The organism is Massilia oculi (assembly GCF_003143515.1).
GTDB classification, from domain to species: domain Bacteria; phylum Pseudomonadota; class Gammaproteobacteria; order Burkholderiales; family Burkholderiaceae_D; genus Telluria; species Telluria oculi.
The window spans coordinates 2,984,889-3,003,384 of record NZ_CP029343.1 but is presented as its reverse complement, the minus strand read 5'-3'; the positions used below and the strand labels follow the sequence as shown (position 1 = coordinate 3,003,384).

The window sequence follows — 18,496 nt, the reverse complement described above, 5'->3', positions numbered from 1 at the left end:
CGGTGAAATAAAAAAAGGCCTCGGTGCAATGAACCGAGGCCTTTTTTTTCGCTGCGGCATACGCCGCAGCGCTTCTTTACCGCATCACTCCTGCGTTGCCGCCGGCACGTCCAGCGTGACCGCCTTCAGGCCCAGCGCAGCGCTGCTCTGCTGGCGGATCTGGTTGGCGAAGGCCGGATCGTCGTTCAGCTTGCGGCCGTACGAAGGAATCATTTCATGCATCTTGGCTTGCCATGCAGGCGTCTCCAGCTTGTCGCGGAAGGCCGATGCCTTGAGCACCTTGAGCATGATCGGCGCGGCGGTCGAAGCGCCTGGCGAAGCGCCCAGCAGGGCGGTGACGGAGCCGTCGCTCGATGCAACGACTTCGGTACCGAACTGCAGCAGGCCGCCCTTCTTCGGGTCGTCCTTGACGATCTGCACGCGCTGGCCGGCGTTGACCAGTTCCCAGTCTTCCATCCTGGCTTCCGGGAAGTATTCACGCAGCGTCGCCACGCGGTCTTCCTGCGAGTTCATCACCTGCTCGACCAGGTACTTGGTCAGCGGGATGTTGTCGATGCCGGCCTGCACCATCGGACGCACGTTGCCGGTGCCGATCGAGGCCGGCAGGTCGACCCACGAACCGTTCTTGAGGAACTTGGTCGAGAAGGTCGCGAACGGTCCGAACAGCAGGGCTTTCTTGCCGTCGATGATGCGGGTGTCGAGGTGCGGCACCGACATCGGCGGCGAACCGACCGAGGCCTTGCCGTACACCTTGGCGTGGTGCGCTTCGATCAGCGCCTGGTTGGTCGTCACCAGCCATTGGCCGCCGACCGGGACGCCACCGTAGCCCTTGGCTTCAGGAATGCCGGTCTTTTCCAGCAGCGGCAGCGCGCCGCCGCCGGCGCCGATGAACACGAACTTCGCGCTCACGGTCTTGAGCTGGTTGTCCGCCAGGTTCTTGACGGTCACGTTCCACAGGCCATCCTTGCCGCGCTTGATGTCTTCGACCTGGCTGCGCAGGTTCAGGGTCATGCCGTGGGTGCCGGTCAGGTGAGTGACCATGCTGCGGGTCAGGGTGCCGTAGTTGACGTCGGTACCGATGTCCATGCGGGTCGCGGCCACTTTCTGGCTGGCGTCGCGGCCGTTCATGACCAGCGGCGCCCACTTGCGGATCGTCTCGTGGTCCTCGGTGTACAGCATGCCCTTGAACAGGTTTTCCTTTTGCAGGGCGTCGTAGCGCTTGCGCAGATACTGGATGTTGTCGTCACCCCAGACGAAGGCCATGTGCGGCACGTTGTTGATGAAGGTGTTCGGCGCGCCCAGGTATTCCTTCTTCACCTGGTAGGCCCAGAACTGCTTCGAGATCTCGAACTGTTCGTTGATGTCGACGGCCTTCTTGGTGTCGATGGTGCCGTCCGGCAGTTCGGGCGTGTAGTTCAGCTCGGCGAAACCGGAGTGGCCGGTGCCGGCATTGTTCATCGCGTCGGAGCTTTCGGCCGAGACCGAATCCATGCGCTCGAACATTTCGATCGTCAGTTCGGGATCGAGTTCCTTGAGCATGGTGCCGAGGGTGGCGCTCATGACGCCGGCGCCGATCAGGACGACGTCGACCGGCTTGTCATTGGAGGGAGCGGGGGCTTTGCTGCACGATGCAACGATGAAGCAGGAAAGGACAACGAGAAGCGAGGTACGCATACGAGTATCACCTGAAAAATGTTTGCGATGGCCTGGCATGCAATCAGATTTAAAAAATTCAACGGCTCGGTAAAGGAACGTCTGCACACCGCCTGCTGGCGGTATCGATGCACCGATAAGGAACGGGTTGTCGGGACCTGTCGCGGTCCATGAAAACAGCAACAAAACTCGGCAACCGACGCATTGCGAAGGCGAGGCAACGGCGAACTGGATGACAGTCGAACCGGCCTTGCAGGCAACACGGATATGACGCGCTGACATGGGTTGTCAGGCAGGCCAGTCGATATCCCTGGCGTCCATTGAGCGGGAAGTCCTATAGAGGACTGAGCGGAGTATAGCCCAAACAAATCAGGCTTGCGCGGGCCACCCCCGGTAAACGTGGCCCTCTCAGTATTCGACCTGTGGCGAACTCAGTAGTAGTACCGAGTCCGTGCCGGTAAAGCGGCGCGATGCTCGTGAATGCCCGAGAGCCCATCACGTAAAGGCGTCGATCGGACGATGGCGCGCCAGTTCCATCCGGCCGCGCGTTCAATGGGGGCAGTGTCCCGCCCTGCTGCTGCTCAAGATGCAGCTACACGATCTCGGTGCATGGTCGTGCTCCTTTCGATCTCGGTCTATCGCATTGCTTGCCGGCCCAGACGCCATATCACGCGGTCACCGAGATGGACCGATTCCAACCTGCCGGCATCGCGCAGGCGCGCAAGGGCGCGTTCGGTGACATCCATATGCCCGGGAAGCGGTTCCCCTGAAATCCACCAATGATGGACACCCTCGGTGGTGTCGGCGCTGGACGGATGCTGCGCCAGGTAAGAAAGGATGGCGCGCTCGGCGACATCGATAGCGTTCTGATCCATGGCGGTCAGACGGCCGGCCAGTCGAGCCGCTGGATCCGGTTCTCGGCCGCTTCCGGACGCCCGAACAGATAGCCCTGGAAGTGCGAGCAGCCTTCTTCCATCAGGCGCCGCAACTGCTCCTCGGTCTCCACGCCCTCGGCCGTCGTCTCGATCAGCAGGCTGCTCGAGAGGCCGGTGATGGCGCGGATGATCGCCATCGCTTCCCGGCTCTGCCCGATCTCCTGCACGAACGACTTGTCGATCTTGATCTTGTCGAATGGGAAGGAGCGCAGGTAGCTCAGCGAGGAATAGCCGGTGCCGAAATCGTCGAGCGAAATGCGCACGCCCAGCTTCTTCAAGGCCTTCAGGGTGCGGATATTGCCGTCGCTATTGTCGAGCAACACCGACTCGGTGATCTCGAGTTCCAGCCGCTCGGCCGCCAGGCCGGAATCGGCCAGCGCCAGCGCCACCATGCTCACCAGTTCGCTGCTCTTGAACTGGATCGGCGACAGGTTGACGGCGATCGTTTCGCCATTGGTCCAGGTCGCCGCTTCCTGGCAAGCGAGGTTGAGCGCGCGGGCCCCGAGCTCGTGGATCAGGCCGGTTTCTTCGGCGATCGGAATGAAGTCGATCGGTGGAATCGCACCGCGTTCCGGATGGCGCCAGCGCATCAGCGCCTCATAGCCCGAGATGCGATTGCCGGCCTTCTCGACGATCGGCTGATAGTGCATCTGCAACTCGCCACGGTGCAGCGCCCGGCGCAGGTCGATCTCGATCTGGCGCCGCACCCGCGCCGCCGCCTCCAGTTCGGGCCGGAACACCTCATGGCGGTTGCGGCCGTTGCGCTTGGCCTCGTACAAGGCCATGTCCGAGTGCTGCAGCAACTGCTCGGCCGTGCTGCCGGCGGGTGTGGACAGCGCGATGCCGACGCTGATGCCGACCGCGAAGCTGTGGCCGTCGATCGAGAATGCCGGCGCCACCGCCTCGATCAGGCGCTGCGCCGCCTGCTGGGCTTCTTCCAGGCGCTTGACGCGCGGCAGGACCACGGCGAACTCGTCGCCGCCCAGGCGCGCCAGCGTGTCCTGGTCGCGCAGGCATTTGCGCAGACGGCTGGCCAGCGTCAAGAGGATCTTGTCGCCGAAGCCATGGCCGTAGGCGTCGTTGATGTTCTTGAAATTGTCCAGGTCGAGGCACAGGATGCCCACGCCGGAGCCATCCTCCGCGCTGGACGCGAGCGCGGCATTGAGGCGTTCGTTGAACAGGTTGCGGTTGGGCAGATTGGTCAGGCCGTCGTGCTGCGCCATATGATGGATTTGCGCATAAGCGGCCAGCTCGTCGGTCACGTCTTCCGTGATGATCAGCACGTACTCGCCCTCGCCGTTGGGCTGCTTGCCCGGCACCGTGCGGCTGCGCAGGCTGCGCTGGCCGACCGAGGTCTCCACCAGCACGGCGTCGTCCAGCCCGACCCTGGTGGGCGCCGCATGCGCCGTCTGGCGCTCGACATACTCGGCCACGCCCGGGCTCAGGCAATCGCCGACGGCCAGGCCCTTCAGGTCGACACAGGCCTGGGCGAACAGGCGCTGCGCCTGCTGGTTGGCCAGCAGGATGGTGCGCGAAGCGACGTCCAGCACCAGCACGCTGGCCGGGATGTTGGCGATCACCGAATCGAGGAAGTCCGACAGCGAGGCCATCTGGCGGCTATAGGCTTCGGCCAGCTCCTTGGCCTCGACCAGCTTGCGCTGCTGCTGGTAGCGTTCGGTGATGTCGCGCGTGATCTTGGCAAAGCCGACCAGGGCGCCGTCATCATCGCGGATGGCGTCGATCACGACGTGGGCCCAGAATGCGCTGCCATCCTTGCGCACGCGCCAGCCCTGGTCTTCAAAGCGGCCGGTGCGGGTGGCGATCTCGAGGTTGATGTCGGGCAGGCCGGCATCCCGCTCCTCGGCGCCGTAGAAGCAGGCGTAGTGGCGGCCGACGATCTCGCCGGCGGTATAGCCCTTGGCGCGCTGGGCGCCGGCATTCCAGCTGGAGACGACGCCGGCGGGCGTGAGCATGTAGATGGCATAGTCGACCACCCCCTGGACGAGCAGGCGGTACATCAGGTCGGGGTTCTCGGTGTTCATGGGCATGGCATTGGAAAACGGAACACCGTGCAGGCGCGGTGCGGCGCCCCTGGTGACGTGGACGCGCGAAGGCGGTCAATCAGGAACCCTGACTATACAGGATTTAGTTCTTTTTAGAACCACTCATAGAGTTCAGGCAATGCTGATCGGAACGGGGCATGCCTAGGTTCGCATGTCCAGCCGCCACGCCGCGGGCGTCGCGCCGGTCATCTTGCGGAAGGTGCGGCCGAAGTGCACCGCGTCGGCGAAGCCGGTGGCCACGGCGACGTCCTCCAGGCAAGCATTGGTGTTCAACAGCAGTTGCTTGGCGCGCTCGACACGCGCCTGCAACTGCCACTGATAGGGCGCCATTCCGGTCGACGCCTTGAAGGCGCGGCAGTAGTGCGACTGCGACAAGCCGGCCAGTTGCGCGAGTGCCGCCAGCTCGACCCGCGCCGGCAACCTGGCCTCGAGATAGCCCAACGCATCCCTGAGCTGCAGCGCCGAGAGCTTGTATCCGCTGCCTTTGGCCGGCCTGGGCCGTTCGCAAAGCCTTGCGGCAATCGCCGCGGTGAGCGAGTCGCCGTACAGCTGGGAGGTGGGATCGGGGTCGCCGATCGCGTCGGTCAGCAACCTGATCAGGGTCCACACCCGGTCATCCGAGAAGCGTAGCCGGGGCACGTCCATCGGTCCCGGCGAACCGGACATTGCCATGCGCTCGCGGAGCAGGCTTGCGTCGAAGCTGATCGCCGCGCACCTGAGATAGCGGGCATCGTCCGCATAACCCCATAGCGCCATCTCCGCCGGCGCGAAATACATGGGCCGGGGAGTGTAAGGATGGGGATTGGGGACGGCGGGTGCCGACCTGGGTTCGGCGTATCCCCGTCCGACCTCTTCGAGCTTGGTGCCGAGCCGGATCGACTCTTCGTGACGTTTCAGCTGCACCAGGATGCGGCCCGTGCAGGTGTACTCGACCAGCTCGACGTTGACGCCGTTCCAGCGACGACTCGTCGTCGTCAGCATGGTCACGTTCTCGGGCAGCTCGCTTGCGCTGGACATACGAATGCAAGCGCTGCTATGCGTGAGGGACCACGGGCCGCATCGTGCCCGCGTGCGGGAATTTGCCGTGGCGGTAAGCGGCATAATAGCCGGCCAATTCTTCGGTGGAGCCGGCGATGAAAGGCCCTTTCGCCACCACCGCGATGTTCTGCGGCAGTCCCGCATACAGCAGCAGGCGGGCGCCATCGTCCCCGGCGCGCAGGCGGAGCGCGCTGTCGCCGTCTCCCATCGGGCCGGTCCAGCCGACCGCGCCCGTGGCAAGTTTTTCGGTTGTGGCGCCAGCTTCCGTGTCGCCCTCGACCACCACCACGAAAGCGTTGTACGAGGCGGGAACAGGCGCGGCAAAGACCGCCCCCGGCGCCAGCCGGACGTCGACCAGGGTCACCGGGACCGCATTCAACGTCGGCGCCGCGGCGTCCCCCGACTTGCCGCTATAGACCGTCGCCACGAGGCCAGGCCCGGTGTGCACCGGCATGTCGGCGCGCCGCAGGACCTGCACCCGCGGCGGCATATTGCGCTGCGCCTCGGGCAGGATCAGCCACAGCTGGAACAGGCGCATGCCGCCGGACACCACCGTGTCTTCGGCATGGACGATGCCGCTGCCGGCCGTCATCCATTCGACGTCGCCTTCCTCCAGCCGCCCACCGGTATCTTCCATCGTGCCGTTCAACATGAAGGTGACGGTCTCGAGGCCGGCGTGCGGATGCGCCTCGCCAAACGCGCCTCCCGGCGAGACGTGATCGTCGGCCATCAGGAAAAAGGGATCGGTGGCAGCCAGGTTGCCGGGCGCCACCACCAGGGCGGCCTTGTGGCGCTCGCCGTCGAAGCCCGGGCCCAGTGGGGGAATGCTGGTGACGCGATCGATCGTTCGTTCGAACATTGCTCTCTCCTCGTGGTGCGGGGCGGCCCGTCGCGCATCGGCGCCGTCCCGATCCCGTTCATTATCCCTGGCTGCCCGAGCGCGATCCAGACACGAAAGTGGCGATGCCGTGTCGCCGAATGCGCAACGCGACAACGTCGTCCGATAGGTCAGAACCGGTACTGCATGCCGATGCTGACGAAGCTCAGCGCGTCGTCGGCGCCGGTCTCGCGCAGGAACCTGCCTGGCTGTCCGTAGGCGGCCACCGCCGTCGAGGACCAGCCCGGGCCGGCGTCCAGGTGGCGCCGAGCGATGCGATGGTCGCCACGTAGCGAGCACGGCTATCGCCGATGGGCCCGATCAGCCTGCCGTTGGGCGCATACACGCCGTCGCGGGTGCTGTGGCGCCAGAAGAAGTCGAGGCTGGCGTTCAGCTGGACCCGTGGCGCCAGTTGCATCGTCAGCGCCGGATGGATGTTGAAGAAGTTGCGTGGACCGAGCGTCGCTTCGTCGCCAAAATAATTCCCGCGCGGGTAAATGGGATTGAGGGTGCCGAGGCGGTCGTCGCCGGGGTCCTTGTCGCCGCTGGCGACGGCGAGCAGCAGCGCCGCCCGCGGCCGGCCGGCCACGCCATCGAAGGTGTGGCCGGTTTCCGTCGCAAGCGACCAGGCGCGGATATCGGCGTCGCCGAAGTGTCCGCCCTGCACGATGAATTCCCAGTTCCAGTCCCAGGCTTCGCGATCGCCGAACAGGCGGGCGCCCACCGACCAGCGGCGCTCGTGCGCCTCGCCCTGGACGTAGCGGGCAACGGTGTCGTCATAGTGCAGGGCATAGAGGTCCCAGGAAGTGAGACCGCCGGTGCGGGTCGCGTAGACGCCGCGCAGCTTCTGCGTCGGCAAGCGCGTGTCGTCGAAGCTGCCCGCGAGGTTCTGGCGCGGCGCCGCGGCGAAGGCGTCCACGCGCCAGGCGCCGCCCACCGCATAGGCGCGGACCGCTTCGAAGCTGCGCCGCACATTGGGGCCCTCGCGCGCATCGATGACGCGCCCCCTCCCGAACTGCAGCTCCTGGATGCCGGCCCGGATCCCGATGCGGCTTGCGCCATCGCTTCCCGATTGCCATTCGGCGAACAGGTTGGTCGGGTCGAGGCGGTTCTCGTCCACCGGGGACGGGCCGGCGGCGCGGCCGCTGGTGGTCGAGCTGGACAGCTGGACGAAGCCGCGCCAGTGTTCTCCCAGGCGCAGGGCGGCGAAGATGGAAGCGCGGTGCTGCAGCACGCCCCATCGGTCCTGGGGGTCCAGCCCATAGCGCGGATTGCCGGTGTGCTCGTAGCGCAGGCGCAGATCGCCGCCCAGCGTCAGGCGCACGTGATCCGCGAGCGGGCGGTCCTTCCAGCATGCGGCGCGGCTGCCGCCATCGGCGCATCGCTGGCGCTGGGCCTCGACGTCGTCGTCGAAGCGCAAGGGCCGATACTCCGCCAGCGCGGCATCGGCCGCCAGCAGCAAGGAAATCGCGAGCCAGGCCGCGCGCACGCTCACCTTACCGGGCCTGGTAATAGCCGCCGAAGTGCTTGATCGGCGACCATGCAGGCAGGATCTCGGGCAATACCGGCGACAGCGACCGGTAGTCCTGCGCGCCGTACACCACCCGGCCATCCATGACCGTCAGGACCGAGGAGACGGACTTGATCTGGGCTTCCGGCACCGTGAAGTAATCCCGGTCCAGCAGCGCGAAGTCGGCGAGGTGGCCGGGGGCGATCATGCCCATCTCGGATTCGGTGTTCATGAACCACGCCGCATTACGCGTGAACAGCCTCAAGGCCTCGTCACGTGTGAGGCGGTTATTCTTGGCCAGGATTTCAGCGCCGGAGATCGACTTGCCGGACACCATCCAGCTGATGCCGATCCAGGGATTGAACGAAGCGGCGCGGAAGGCGTCGGTGGTCATGGCCAGCGGCACGCCGCTGTCGACGAGCTCGCGCAGGCGCGGGGTGATCAACGCTTTGTCGCGGCCGTGGGTCTTGACGAAGCTGTCGCCGTGCAGCGCCATCTTGGTGTCCAGGGCGATGCCGCCGCCCAGTGCCTTCACGCGGGCGATATTGGCTGGACTGATGGTCTCGGCGTGTTCCAGGCTCCAGCGCAGGCCGTCGAGCGGCATCTTCTGGTTGAGCTTCTCGAGCGCATCGAGGAAGGGCGTGATGTTCTCGTCGTAGGTGATGTGCTCGCTGAAGGGAATGCGCCGCTGGACCAGCTTGGAGATATCCCGCTCGACCAGTTGATGCATCTTGACCGGCTCGATGACGAGCGTCGGACGGTCGAAGTTCTCGTGGTCGTGCACCTCCACCGACAGCAGCTCGCCGGCGCCCTGGTAGGAGTGACCGTGGGCCAGGTGCGGATGCAGGTTGTGGCCGGGAGCGATCGGCGCCGTCTTCGTGATCGCCGTGATCTGCGCATCCACCACGTTGAAGTCGGCGCCATCGCCGAACTGGATGTCCATGAAGGGCATGCGGATATTGAGGCGGTTGTCGCGGGCGAGGGCATCCACGGTGCGCACGGCCTTGGGATAGCCGCGGAAGCCCGTTCCCGCATCGACGATGGACGTGACCCCGACGCGGTTGAGACTATGAACAAGCTGAACCAGCGAGCTCACTTCCTCGTCCGGGGTGAGCTGGGGGACCATGGTTTCCATGGCGATGAAGGTGAAGGTGTAGCCGTGGACCACGCCGGTGTAGCGGCCTTGCGCATCCTTTTCCAGCTCGGTTCCCGGCAGGTTGGGGAACTTGTCGGTGCCCACGCCGAAGGCGTCCATCGCCAGCTGGTTCATGAAGCCGCGGTTGTAGGCGTACTGCACGATCAGGGGATGGTTGGGGACGGCCTTGCGCAGTTCGTCCACGGTGGGGAAGCGGTTCTCCTCGAACTGGTATGGCGACCAGCCGCCGACCACCTTGACCCAGTGGCCCTCCGGCGTGCGCTTGGCTTGCTCGCTCAGCATTTGCATGGCCCGGCGCAGCGTCGGCACGCCGTCCCAGCGCAGGGTGTAGTTGTAGCCGAGTTCGTTGAGCACGTGGGTGTGGGCGTCGATGATGCCGGGGATGAGGCGGCGACCGCGGGAATCGATGACTTTCGTGTTGGCGTTCTTCAGGCCGAGCACTTCGGCATCGGTGCCGACCGAGTAGATGCGGCCGTTCTTGACGGCCACGGCGGAGGCCGAAGGTTGGGCCGGATTGCCGGTGTGGATCCTGGCGTTATGGACGATCAGGTCGGCGCCTGGCGTTTCTTGCTTTCCTTGTGCCTGGGCATTGGTGAAGCCGCTTACCAGCATGCATCCGATCAGGATTATTCGTTTCAATCTCGTTCCCCAGTTATCGATGTATAGGACACCACGCTGCACCGGTCGCGGTCGGTGAACCGGACTCGGCAGCGGGGTGGTGTGATGGGGAAGAGGTTACCTATACGGTCCAGCGTAGTCACTGATCGTTCATGCTGTTCGCAGGACGATTCTGCTCATCCGTGCAGGAGCTCAGGCGACGCGCCTGAGCATGCGTGCGAATTCCGTCTTCTCGACGTTGTCCACGCCGTTCTCGTGGAAACGCACGATGTGCGGGCCATGCTCGTGATGCCGGTCGCGCGCCTCGGTGGATGCCCACTCTTCCACGAACACGAAGTGCCCCGGCATGTCCCTGTCTTCGAACAGGTCGTAACGGATATTGCCGTCCTCCTTGCGCGAGGGTTCGACCAGGCTGGCCAGGTCGCGGCGCAGTTCGTCTTCCTTGCCTTCTTTCGCCTTGAGTCCGACGACGATGAATAATTCGCTCATTCGCTTCATTCCTTGATGGTCGATCACAGGGCGGCCTCGCGTACGGCCGCCCTCGGACTTGCCGCTTACTTCGTGGCCGCGCCGTGCAGCGCCTTTTCGGCATTGAAGCCGTCGTGGTTCTCGAAGACGCCCATGAAGCCCGGCACTGTCGCAGCGCGCGACCAGTCGCGCTGGAGCTCGCAGTACATCTGGACCCGGCTGATGAGCTTCACGCCGGCCTGTTCCATGCGGCGCAAGGCCGCCTCGTGCGCACCGAGCGAGGTGCCGCCCACCGCATCGACCGGCACGTAGACTTCGTAGCCTTCCTGGATCGCGTCGAGCGCCGGGAAGGTCAGGCAGGCCTCGGTCCACAGCGCGGTCATGATCAGCTTCTTGCGGCCGAGCGCCTTGACCGCCTCCTTGAACTCGATATCTTCCCAGCTGTTGATGGAGGTACGGTCGTAGGTCGGCAGGTGGCCGAGCACCTCCTGCAGCTCGGCGATCGGCGGCTTGTTGCGGCCGGTCGCGACATTGACGGTCGAGTGGATGATGGGCAGCTCGTAATTCAACGCCGCCTTGGCAGTGCTCACGATATTGAACACCAGCTCGTCGCGCGGCATCGAGCGGATCGACGAGACCTGAACCGGCTGGTAGTCGATGATGATCAGCGCCGCATTCTGGGGTGTCAGGAGGTGATCGGTATGTGGATTGCGAATTTTTTCGGTGGTCATGGTCTTCTGCGCTCCTTCTGGTAGCGGGGTTGGATCTCCGGGGCAGGCCGGACGACACGGCATTGCGTGAATGGCCATTGTGCTGTTCCTCACCACCTGGCGGTAGCGCCATCCGACGCGAAGGTCAGTAGCCTGACGTGCAACCCTCTCACGTTCACGGCCGCCCAGGACAACCGATCCTCGCCGGCTTTGCTCATTTGATGATCTCGATAATTCTTGCGCGCGCCAGTAACGGAATTTAATCAAATGATAAAAATCAGCTCAGGGAATGCCGTGCTGCGGCGCAGCATATTCCTGTATTCCGAGAAAAATCTACATTCGAAAAAGGTCACATATTGCATCACACAAAAGCAATGCTGGCACGACGCTTGCAATAGAAATGGTTCAACGGATCTAGCTGACCTGAGTGCCCCCTACATTAAGGAATCAACATGAACGCACTATTCGTAACTGCCAGCACCGGCCCTGGGCGGCGCGCTTTTCCAGCAACTGTGGTTTCCATCGGCGCCATCCTGATGACTGCCGGTGTCCTGCTCGTCCCATCTGCTGCGTTTGCCCAGCAACAGCGCGCGCCACTCGATGTCGTCAAGGAGTTCCTTGAAAATACCGCACCGGACAAGGTCGGCGCCGCGGCCAGGCGCCTGGTCGCCGCCGACGCAACCTATGTTTCGCTGAACTTCGACAACCCGGAGCTGAAGAAGATCGAGCCCTGGGCGGGAACGTCGACAGGTCCGGAAGGATTCAGCAGCACATTCAGCCGCGTGGCCAAATACTGGAAAATCGAGGACTTCAAGGTCACCGACATGTTTGGCAGCGGCGAGAGCGTCGCCGTGTTCGGGACGTTCACCTACCGTTCGGTGGCGGTCGGCACGACGTTCCGTTCCCCATTCTCGATCCTCGCGAAAGTCAGGAACGGGCAAATCCATTATTTCCAGTTCATGGAAGACACCTATGCGTCCGCATCGTCGTTCCGGCAAAGCGGCAGCTGGATCGTCAAGACCGATCCGGACGCGCCGGCATTTGAAGTCGGCAAGGGCAAGTAAGCAGCATGCCGATCCTCAATGGTGAGCAAGGCGGCGTGGACAAGACGGGAGCATGAAAGTGGACATCGATGTACTGCAGACCTTCGTCGAAGTTGCCGGCGCGGGCGGCATCTCGCCGGCGGCATCGCGGCTCAGCTTGTCGAAATCGGTCGTGAGCCGCCGCCTCGCCCGTCTTGAAGACGAGCTGGGACTGCAACTGCTGTCGCGCACGACCCGTGGCGCGGCGCTGACGGAAGCCGGCGCGACCTTCATGCACTATGCGTCCCGGGCCTGCGCCGAGATCGACCTGGCCCGGGAAGCGATCCATCCGGCGGGCGAGCTGTGCGGACGCTTGCGGATTGCCGCGCCACTGTCCCTGGGCTCGACGCATTTCGCGCCCGTGATCGCCGACATGGCGCGGCGCTACCCACTGCTCAACATCCACACCTGTTACAGCGACCAGGTCGTCGATCTCATCGGGGAGGGCTACGATTGCGCGATCCGGCTCGGCTACCTGCAAGACTCGAACCTGGTCGCGCGCCGCATCGGCCCGATCCACAGGACGCTGGTGGCCAGCCCGGCCTACGTCGAGCAGGCTGGCTCCCCCGAGAACCTGGAAGAACTCCACCACCACCAGGCCCTCCTGCAGGGAACGGAAGCATGGCACCTCAGGGATGGAGACGCCAATGTCACTGTGCGCCCGCAAGGACGCTTCAAGGCCGACAATTGCAACGCCCTGCTTGCTGCCACATTAGCCGGACTGGGTATCGCCTGCCTTCCCACAGGGCTGGTGCGCGACCATCTGGATGCGGGATCGCTGGTGCCAGTCCTGCGCAAGTATCCCTTGCCGCCAGCCGGCGCCTATGTCGTGCGCCCGCCTGGCCAGCGCACGACCCGGAAGGTTCGCGTCCTGACCGACCTCCTCACCGAATATTTTGACAAAGCACCACCCGTTTGAGATGCTTGCCAGTCCGGTGAATTCAGATTTGTACGGGATCTTCGGCGCTGTCGATTCTGGAACGTTTTAGCCGGTAACTGAGCTGCGGCCTGGTGATACCCAGCATCCGCGCGGCGCCGGACAGGTTGCCCTTGCTGCGTACGACCGCTTCGCGCAACACCATATTCTCCATGTCTTCGAGCGACATTTGACTCTGGAGAATCTGGTCACACAGCGTGCTTTTACGTTCTTGCTCAGGGTTTTCAAGTGCCCCGGCTTTGTCGACTGCAACGCGCTCCATCTCCGGGAGCACGAAGTTCGGAAACAGATCCCGGCTCTCGATCCAATCGCCCTGTGCCGCCAGAATGACCCCGCGTTCGATCATGTTCCCAAGTTCCCGAACATTGCCAGGCCAGCTGTATGCCACCAGCGCCTGCATGGCCTGGTCGGTCACGCCAGCAACGCGCTTTTCGTGCAGCGCGCAGAACTTGTCCACCATCATCGATACCATCGAGGGGATATCGCTGCGGCGCTCGCGCAATGGCGGGATGAGGATAGGGTAGACGCTCAGGCGATAGTACAAGTCGGCGCGGAAGCGTCCAGCCTTGACGGCCTCCGGCAGGTCGATGTTGGTTGCCGCGACGATACGCACATCGACCTTGCGCGGACGCTCGTCGCCAAGCCGCTCGATTTCACCTTCCTGCAGCGCGCGCAGCAGTTTCGCCTGCGAGGCCAGTGGCAGCTCGCCAAGTTCGTCGAGGAAGAGCGTCCCTCCGTCGGCACGTTCGAACTTGCCCGCGCGTGAGCTGGTGGCGCCGGTATAAGCGCCCCTTTCGACGCCGAACAGCTCCGCCTCGATCAGATCGTGCGGAAGCGCGGCGCAATTGATCGTCACAAAAGCCTTGTCTGCGCGCCGGCTCCGGTGATGGATGGCACGCGCGAAGCGTTCCTTGCCGACACCGGTTTCACCTGACAACAGTACCGTGACGTTGGTTTCGGCAGCTTTCTCGACGAGGCGATAGGCCTGCCTGAAGCTTGGCGATTCGCCGACCATGTCCTCGAGGCTGCGGTATGTCTTCAGGCTGCTGCGCAGCATGTCGACCTGGGATGAAAGCTCCAGCAGCTGAGATACGATGGACTCGGGCTCGAAGTAAGGCGTGAAGTCCTGCGCGTCAGGCCATTCCTCGACAGGCTTGCCGACGATCCTGCATTCTTCGTCCGAACAGCCGATGCACTTCGTTTCCTTGAACAGGATGAAGCGTCCCATGAAGGCAGACGTATAGCCGGAGGCGTAACCGATCAGGCTCCAGCATACGGCGTCCTGCTGCGGACCGAAGGAATTGACGTGGGCGGCGGCTTCCCACGAGTTACGCCAGATGAACTCACCATGGAATTCGCCTTTGTCGACGTCCATATGGCCGAGCACGGGAATGACCTGCACGCCGCCCTCGAGCATGTGCATCTGCGGCCCCGTTGCAAACGCTTCCTCGATCGTCAGGTTGCCACGAATCTTGCGCGCCAATTCAGCATCGCGCGTTCCTGACGCAAATCCCATGCGGGTGAACATGCGCCGTGTGAACTCCTTACCGACCGAATTCATCATTTCTTCGCGCAAGCCGCCTAACGATGCCGCATGGAGCAGCAGCATGCGGCTTTCGGACAGCCAGATCGAGCCGTCGTCTGGCGAGAAGCGGATGAGCCGCCGCAGGTCCAGGTCTTCGGGAAATTCGATCATTTCACTGCTGCTCCCATTCGATGGTTAGAAAGTATATTGAATGAGTGAAGGTTACCTAGACGGTCCAGCATGGTCACTGATCATTCTTGCTGTTTACAGCACGATCCGATCATGGCGCTGCGGTCGCGGCATTCGACAGCATCGTATCGGCGATATCCAGCATCGCCCGCAGGCGGTCCATATGCCGCAAATCGTGGTGATAGCCCACCCCGATATCCCGGCTCGGGGGACGATCGGGCAGGTCGATGCGCTGCAATCCAGAGAGTGCATCGCCAAGCGGCCTTGGCAGCACTGCAATGCCCATGCCGCGTAGGGGCGATCGGATCCGACTTTCAGGCCTGGCACGAGAAACGGACACCGCTCGGCCGGGCCGGCCAGGTGCAGGACATTGCGCCGATCGTTGCCTTTCTCGCGTCAAGCGATGCCGGCCGGGTGACGGGCGAGATCATCCTGGGTTCGGGGGGCATGCGCTGATGGAGATCGGCATCATCGGGCTGGGTGCAATGGGCCGCGAGATTGCGCGCAATCTGGCTGCGGCCGGGCATGCGGTGAAGGCGTGGAATCGTTCTGGGGGAGACGTCGCGGGCGTGCGGATGGTGGAGACGCCGGCGCAGGCGCTGCAGGCGGATGTCGCCTTCACGATGCTGTCCGACGATGCGGCGATCCGCGGTGTGTTGCTGGAGACGGGAGCGCTGGCGCAGGCGCGCGGAAAGCTGGTGCATATCGAGCCGTTCATATCAGGTCTATTCGGCCAATATCCTTCACGATCGCCACGAGCCGGGATCCAAGGCGTCGCTGGGCTTGAAGGATTTGCGACTTGCGCATGCGGCAGCAGAGCAGCTGGGACGAAAGCTGCCGATGCTCGAGGCCGTTCGTCTTCGAATGGGCGAGGCTGTCGATGCAGGTGGTGGTGAAAGGGATTGGTCGGTGATGGCTGATTACACGATTCGATCGGCATAGTCCTCCTGTGCCGAAGGCCCAGCGGTCGATGGGCTCAACAGAACAGCCACGACGACTGGTGCCGCGAACCAGTCGGCTTGCGACTGGCTATTAGACTTGGGCGGTTAGCTCGCGACTGGCTATCCGCATGACGTCGTCTGTCATCTAAACGGGCAGGATAAATTCGTGCACATCCAAAGGATTTTTTGCAGGACCATTTTTTTGCAGGAAGTCCTTCGCTTTATCAACATCGATGCGAATGCACTGCACCGGGCGATAATAGCCTGGCATTGATTCAACACTGTATGCGAACACGCCGGTCTCCACGAGAGCATCCACCACCCCTGTCGTAGCCTGCATCACATTGCGGTAAGGGGAGTCCTTTGGAAGAAAGCAGCGCCGCAGGATCGCATCGAGTCCATTTACTGCCTCGCCCTGAAACCGATCATAACCTTGACGTCGTTTACTAATTGCCAACATCGAAATAGTTCCACGCCGCATCCAGGCATCGATAAACTGAACAAGATCGATCGATGCTCCTGGCCCACCATAGGGCAGCCGGACGAAAAGCCCATCGGCGGTGAGTAGCGAATTAGTGACGATTTGCTGGCTTTCCGTAACGCTGCAACCGTTGCCAAGCAAATACTCAGCGTAGGGAATCACGACGAAGGCAGGCTCGCCATCCGCTCCGTAAATGTATTGGTGAGACATGGTTACTCCTGGATTTTGGTTGTAATACATCGAAGTTTACGAGCACGCACAAGCCGCACGTTCTGCTCGTTTCACTGTAATACATCGAAGTCTACATCGAAATACATTGAAAATCCAGTGGTATGTTGCAGCGTGTCTAAGCGTCTAAAAGAGAAAGCCCATGGACCGACGTCCATGGGCTTTTTTCAGATGCGAAGTGGGGGATGAGTTGAATTCTCACCTACTTACGCGTTTGGAGCGTATCTCTTCACTCGACCGTCACCGACTTCGCCAGATTACGCGGCTTGTCCACATCGGTACCGCGCGCCAGCGCCGTGTGATACGCCAGCAGCTGCAGCGCCGCCACGTGCAGAATCGGCGACAGCAGCCCGTAGTGTTCCGGCAAACGAATCACGTGCAAACCATCGCCCGAGGTGATGCGCGAATCGACGTCGGCGAATACGTACAGCTGACCACCACGCGCACGCACTTCCTGCATGTTCGACTTCAGCTTTTCCAACAGCGCATCGTTCGGTGCGATCGTTACCACCGGCATCTCTTCGGTCACCAGCGCCAGCGGGCCGTGCTTCAGTTCGCCGGCCGGGTAGGCCTCGGCGTGGATGTACGAGATTTCCTTGAGCTTGAGCGCGCCTTCCAGGGCGATCGGGTAGTGGATGCCGCGGCCCAGGAACAGGGCGTTTTCCTTGCGCGCGAATTCCTCGGCCCAGGCGATGATCTGCGGCTCGAGCGCCAGCACCGACGACAGGGCGACCGGCAGGTGGCGCATCATCTTGAGGTGTTCGGATTCTTCGGCGTCGGTCAGGCGGCCGTTGACTTGCGCCAGGGTCAGGGTCAGCAGGAACAGGGCCGCCAGCTGGGTGGTGAAGGCCTTGGTCGAGGCCACGCCGACTTCGACGCCGGCGCGGGTGATGTAGGCCAGCTGGCACTCGCGCACCATGGCGCTGGTGGAGACGTTGCAGATGGTCAGCGTGTGGTGCATGCCGAGGCTGCGTGCGTGCTTGAGCGCGGCCAGGGTGTCGGCCGTCTCGCCGCTCTGCGAGATGGTCACCACCAGGGTGTCGGGGTGCGGCACGCTGTCGCGGTAGCGGTATTCGCTGGCGATCTCGACGTTCACCGGGACCTTGGCCACCGATTCGATCCAGTACTTGGCGGTGAGGCCGGCATAGTAGCTGGTGCCGCAGGCCAGGATCAGCACGCGGTCGATCTTCTTGAACACGGCGTAGGCGCCGTCGCCGAAGAGTTCCGGCATCACGCCGGTCACGCCCTCGAGGGTGTCGCCGATCACGCGCGGCTGCTCGAAGATCTCTTTCTGCATATAGTGGCGGTATGGGCCGAGCTCGGCCGCGCCGGTGTGGGCGTGCACGGTTTTCACTTCGCGCTCGACCGGACGGCCGTCGACGTCGACGATCCAGTAGCGCGCCAGCTGCAGGTCGACCACGTCGCCTTCTTCGAGATAGATGATCTGGTCGGTGGTGCCGGCCAGCGCCATCGCGTCGGAGGCGACGAAGTTTTCCTCCTTGCCCACGCCCACGATCAGCGGCGAGCCCTGGCGCGCGGCGATCACGCGGTGCGGTTCCTCGCGGCAGAACACGGCGATGGCGTAGGCGCCGTGCAAGCGCTTGACGGCTTGCTGCACGGTCTCGAACAGGTCGCCGGTGTACAGGTGGTCCACCAGGTGGGCGATGACCTCGGTATCGGTCTGGCTCGTGAACTTGTAGCCCAGCTTGGTGAGCTCGTCGCGCAGCTCGTCGTGGTTTTCGATGATGCCGTTGTGGACAAGTGCGATGCGCGCATTGTCTTCGGCGGGCGAGAAGTGCGGGTGGGCATTGTGCGACGCCGGGGCGCCGTGGGTGGCCCAGCGCGTGTGGGCGATGCCGGTGAAGCCGTCGAGGCTTGCCTCTTTGACTTGCGATTCGAGGTCGGCCACGCGCGAAGTGGAACGCGAGCGGGTCAGGCGGCCATCGAGGTGGACGGCGACGCCACAGGAGTCATAACCCCGGTATTCGAGGCGTTTCAGGCCTTCGATCAGGACGGGGGTGATATTGCGTTTGGCAACTGCTCCGACGATACCGCACATGGCTAACCTCTCTGGATGAAAAACTG

At 63.3% G+C, this 18,496-nt stretch carries 17 protein-coding genes and 1 pseudogene; 5 read left to right on the top strand and 13 right to left on the bottom strand.

Annotation, left to right across the window (positions count from 1 at the left end; translation table 11 throughout):
- Window positions 1-84 precede the first annotated feature (84 nt).
- From mqo to DIR46_RS13725, 9 genes are all read right to left on the bottom strand, one after another.
- Window positions 85-1,674 (bottom strand): malate dehydrogenase (quinone), encoded by a 1,590-nt coding sequence (gene mqo / locus DIR46_RS13765; RefSeq protein ID WP_109345731.1) that lies wholly within the window; start codon window positions 1,672-1,674, stop codon window positions 85-87.
- A 614-nt stretch (window positions 1,675-2,288) separates the two neighbouring features.
- On the bottom strand, window positions 2,289-2,528 hold the full coding sequence (locus tag DIR46_RS13760; protein ID WP_109345730.1) for a hypothetical protein: 240 nt from the start codon (window positions 2,526-2,528) through the stop codon (window positions 2,289-2,291).
- A gap of 5 nt (window positions 2,529-2,533) precedes the next feature.
- Complete coding sequence (locus DIR46_RS13755) at window positions 2,534-4,630, bottom strand: putative bifunctional diguanylate cyclase/phosphodiesterase (protein WP_109345729.1); 2,097 nt, start codon at window positions 4,628-4,630, stop codon at window positions 2,534-2,536.
- A 162-nt stretch (window positions 4,631-4,792) separates the two neighbouring features.
- Window positions 4,793-5,668, bottom strand: coding sequence for a helix-turn-helix domain-containing protein (locus DIR46_RS13750; RefSeq protein ID WP_109345728.1), 876 nt, complete (start codon window positions 5,666-5,668; stop codon window positions 4,793-4,795).
- 16 nt (window positions 5,669-5,684) lie between these two features.
- Entirely contained in the window at window positions 5,685-6,548 is an 864-nt protein-coding gene (locus tag DIR46_RS13745) for a pirin family protein (protein WP_109345727.1), read from the bottom strand.
- 184 nt (window positions 6,549-6,732) lie between these two features.
- On the bottom strand, window positions 6,733-8,061 hold the full coding sequence (locus DIR46_RS13740) for an alginate export family protein (RefSeq protein WP_162819510.1): 1,329 nt from the start codon (window positions 8,059-8,061) through the stop codon (window positions 6,733-6,735).
- Window position 8,062: 1 nt separating this feature from the next.
- On the bottom strand, window positions 8,063-9,871 hold the full coding sequence (locus DIR46_RS13735; RefSeq protein ID WP_205288976.1) for an amidohydrolase: 1,809 nt from the start codon (window positions 9,869-9,871) through the stop codon (window positions 8,063-8,065).
- A 171-nt stretch (window positions 9,872-10,042) separates the two neighbouring features.
- The gene (locus DIR46_RS13730) at window positions 10,043-10,339 is read right to left on the bottom strand and encodes a putative quinol monooxygenase (protein ID WP_109345724.1); all 297 of its coding nucleotides are present in this window, start codon (window positions 10,337-10,339) and stop codon (window positions 10,043-10,045) included.
- Between the two features lie 65 nt (window positions 10,340-10,404).
- Window positions 10,405-11,049 (bottom strand): hydrolase, encoded by a 645-nt coding sequence (locus DIR46_RS13725; protein WP_109345723.1) that lies wholly within the window; start codon window positions 11,047-11,049, stop codon window positions 10,405-10,407.
- Between the two features lie 431 nt (window positions 11,050-11,480).
- On the opposite strand from DIR46_RS13725, the gene DIR46_RS13720 reads away from it, so the two are divergent.
- Both DIR46_RS13720 and DIR46_RS13715 read left to right on the top strand, forming a co-directional pair.
- The gene (locus DIR46_RS13720) at window positions 11,481-12,092 is read left to right on the top strand and encodes a nuclear transport factor 2 family protein (protein ID WP_205288975.1); all 612 of its coding nucleotides are present in this window, start codon (window positions 11,481-11,483) and stop codon (window positions 12,090-12,092) included.
- Between the two features lie 52 nt (window positions 12,093-12,144).
- Window positions 12,145-13,029, top strand: coding sequence for a LysR family transcriptional regulator (locus DIR46_RS13715; protein WP_229446253.1), 885 nt, complete (start codon window positions 12,145-12,147; stop codon window positions 13,027-13,029).
- Between the two features lie 22 nt (window positions 13,030-13,051).
- On the opposite strand, the gene DIR46_RS13710 is transcribed toward DIR46_RS13715, so the two are convergent.
- Both DIR46_RS13710 and DIR46_RS13705 read right to left on the bottom strand, forming a co-directional pair.
- Complete coding sequence (locus DIR46_RS13710) at window positions 13,052-14,743, bottom strand: sigma-54-dependent Fis family transcriptional regulator (RefSeq protein WP_109345722.1); 1,692 nt, start codon at window positions 14,741-14,743, stop codon at window positions 13,052-13,054.
- Window positions 14,744-14,852: 109 nt separating this feature from the next.
- Complete coding sequence (locus tag DIR46_RS13705; RefSeq protein ID WP_307719146.1) at window positions 14,853-15,047, bottom strand: LysR family transcriptional regulator; 195 nt, start codon at window positions 15,045-15,047, stop codon at window positions 14,853-14,855.
- On the opposite strand from DIR46_RS13705, the gene DIR46_RS13700 reads away from it, so the two are divergent.
- The 3 genes and pseudogenes from DIR46_RS13700 to DIR46_RS27255 all read left to right on the top strand — a co-directional run bounded on the left by DIR46_RS13700 (window position 15,008) and on the right by DIR46_RS27255 (window position 15,703).
- The gene (locus DIR46_RS13700) at window positions 15,008-15,217 is read left to right on the top strand and encodes an SDR family oxidoreductase (RefSeq protein WP_229446252.1); all 210 of its coding nucleotides are present in this window, start codon (window positions 15,008-15,010) and stop codon (window positions 15,215-15,217) included. The genes DIR46_RS13705 and DIR46_RS13700 overlap by 40 nt on opposite strands.
- Window positions 15,217-15,390, top strand: a pseudogene (locus DIR46_RS27260) (NAD(P)-binding domain-containing protein); the annotation flags it as partial. The gene DIR46_RS13700 and the pseudogene DIR46_RS27260, both read left to right, overlap by 1 nt.
- On the top strand, window positions 15,371-15,703 hold the full coding sequence (locus DIR46_RS27255; RefSeq protein WP_307719142.1) for an NAD-binding protein: 333 nt from the start codon (window positions 15,371-15,373) through the stop codon (window positions 15,701-15,703). The pseudogene DIR46_RS27260 and the gene DIR46_RS27255, both read left to right, overlap by 20 nt.
- A gap of 144 nt (window positions 15,704-15,847) precedes the next feature.
- Here the strand turns inward: DIR46_RS27255 and DIR46_RS13690 are convergent, their stop codons facing one another.
- Complete coding sequence (locus DIR46_RS13690; RefSeq protein ID WP_109345721.1) at window positions 15,848-16,393, bottom strand: hypothetical protein; 546 nt, start codon at window positions 16,391-16,393, stop codon at window positions 15,848-15,850.
- 247 nt (window positions 16,394-16,640) lie between these two features.
- Complete coding sequence (glmS, locus tag DIR46_RS13685; protein ID WP_109345720.1) at window positions 16,641-18,470, bottom strand: glutamine--fructose-6-phosphate transaminase (isomerizing); 1,830 nt, start codon at window positions 18,468-18,470, stop codon at window positions 16,641-16,643.
- Between the last annotated feature and the right edge of the window lie 26 nt (window positions 18,471-18,496).

Excerpts from the sequence above, each read along its gene's own strand:
- DIR46_RS13725 (WP_109345723.1), bottom strand. The coding sequence starts at position 11,049 with ATGACCACCGAAAAAATTCGCAATCCACATACCGATCACCTCCTGACA.
- DIR46_RS13730 (WP_109345724.1), bottom strand. The coding sequence starts at position 10,339 with ATGAGCGAATTATTCATCGTCGTCGGACTCAAGGCGAAAGAAGGCAAG.
- DIR46_RS13690 (WP_109345721.1), bottom strand. The coding sequence starts at position 16,393 with ATGTCTCACCAATACATTTACGGAGCGGATGGCGAGCCTGCCTTCGTC.
- DIR46_RS13745 (WP_109345727.1), bottom strand. The coding sequence starts at position 6,548 with ATGTTCGAACGAACGATCGATCGCGTCACCAGCATTCCCCCACTGGGC.
- DIR46_RS13715 (WP_229446253.1), top strand. The coding sequence starts at position 12,145 with ATGAAAGTGGACATCGATGTACTGCAGACCTTCGTCGAAGTTGCCGGC.
- DIR46_RS13720 (WP_205288975.1), top strand. The coding sequence starts at position 11,481 with ATGAACGCACTATTCGTAACTGCCAGCACCGGCCCTGGGCGGCGCGCT.
- DIR46_RS13750 (WP_109345728.1), bottom strand. The coding sequence starts at position 5,668 with ATGTCCAGCGCAAGCGAGCTGCCCGAGAACGTGACCATGCTGACGACG.
- glmS (WP_109345720.1), bottom strand. The coding sequence starts at position 18,470 with ATGTGCGGTATCGTCGGAGCAGTTGCCAAACGCAATATCACCCCCGTC.
- DIR46_RS13705 (WP_307719146.1), bottom strand. The coding sequence starts at position 15,047 with ATGGGCATTGCAGTGCTGCCAAGGCCGCTTGGCGATGCACTCTCTGGA.
- DIR46_RS13760 (WP_109345730.1), bottom strand. The coding sequence starts at position 2,528 with ATGGATCAGAACGCTATCGATGTCGCCGAGCGCGCCATCCTTTCTTAC.
- DIR46_RS13710 (WP_109345722.1), bottom strand. The coding sequence starts at position 14,743 with ATGATCGAATTTCCCGAAGACCTGGACCTGCGGCGGCTCATCCGCTTC.
- DIR46_RS27255 (WP_307719142.1), top strand. The coding sequence starts at position 15,371 with ATGTCGCCTTCACGATGCTGTCCGACGATGCGGCGATCCGCGGTGTGT.
- mqo (WP_109345731.1), bottom strand. The coding sequence starts at position 1,674 with ATGCGTACCTCGCTTCTCGTTGTCCTTTCCTGCTTCATCGTTGCATCG.
- DIR46_RS13755 (WP_109345729.1), bottom strand. The coding sequence starts at position 4,630 with ATGAACACCGAGAACCCCGACCTGATGTACCGCCTGCTCGTCCAGGGG.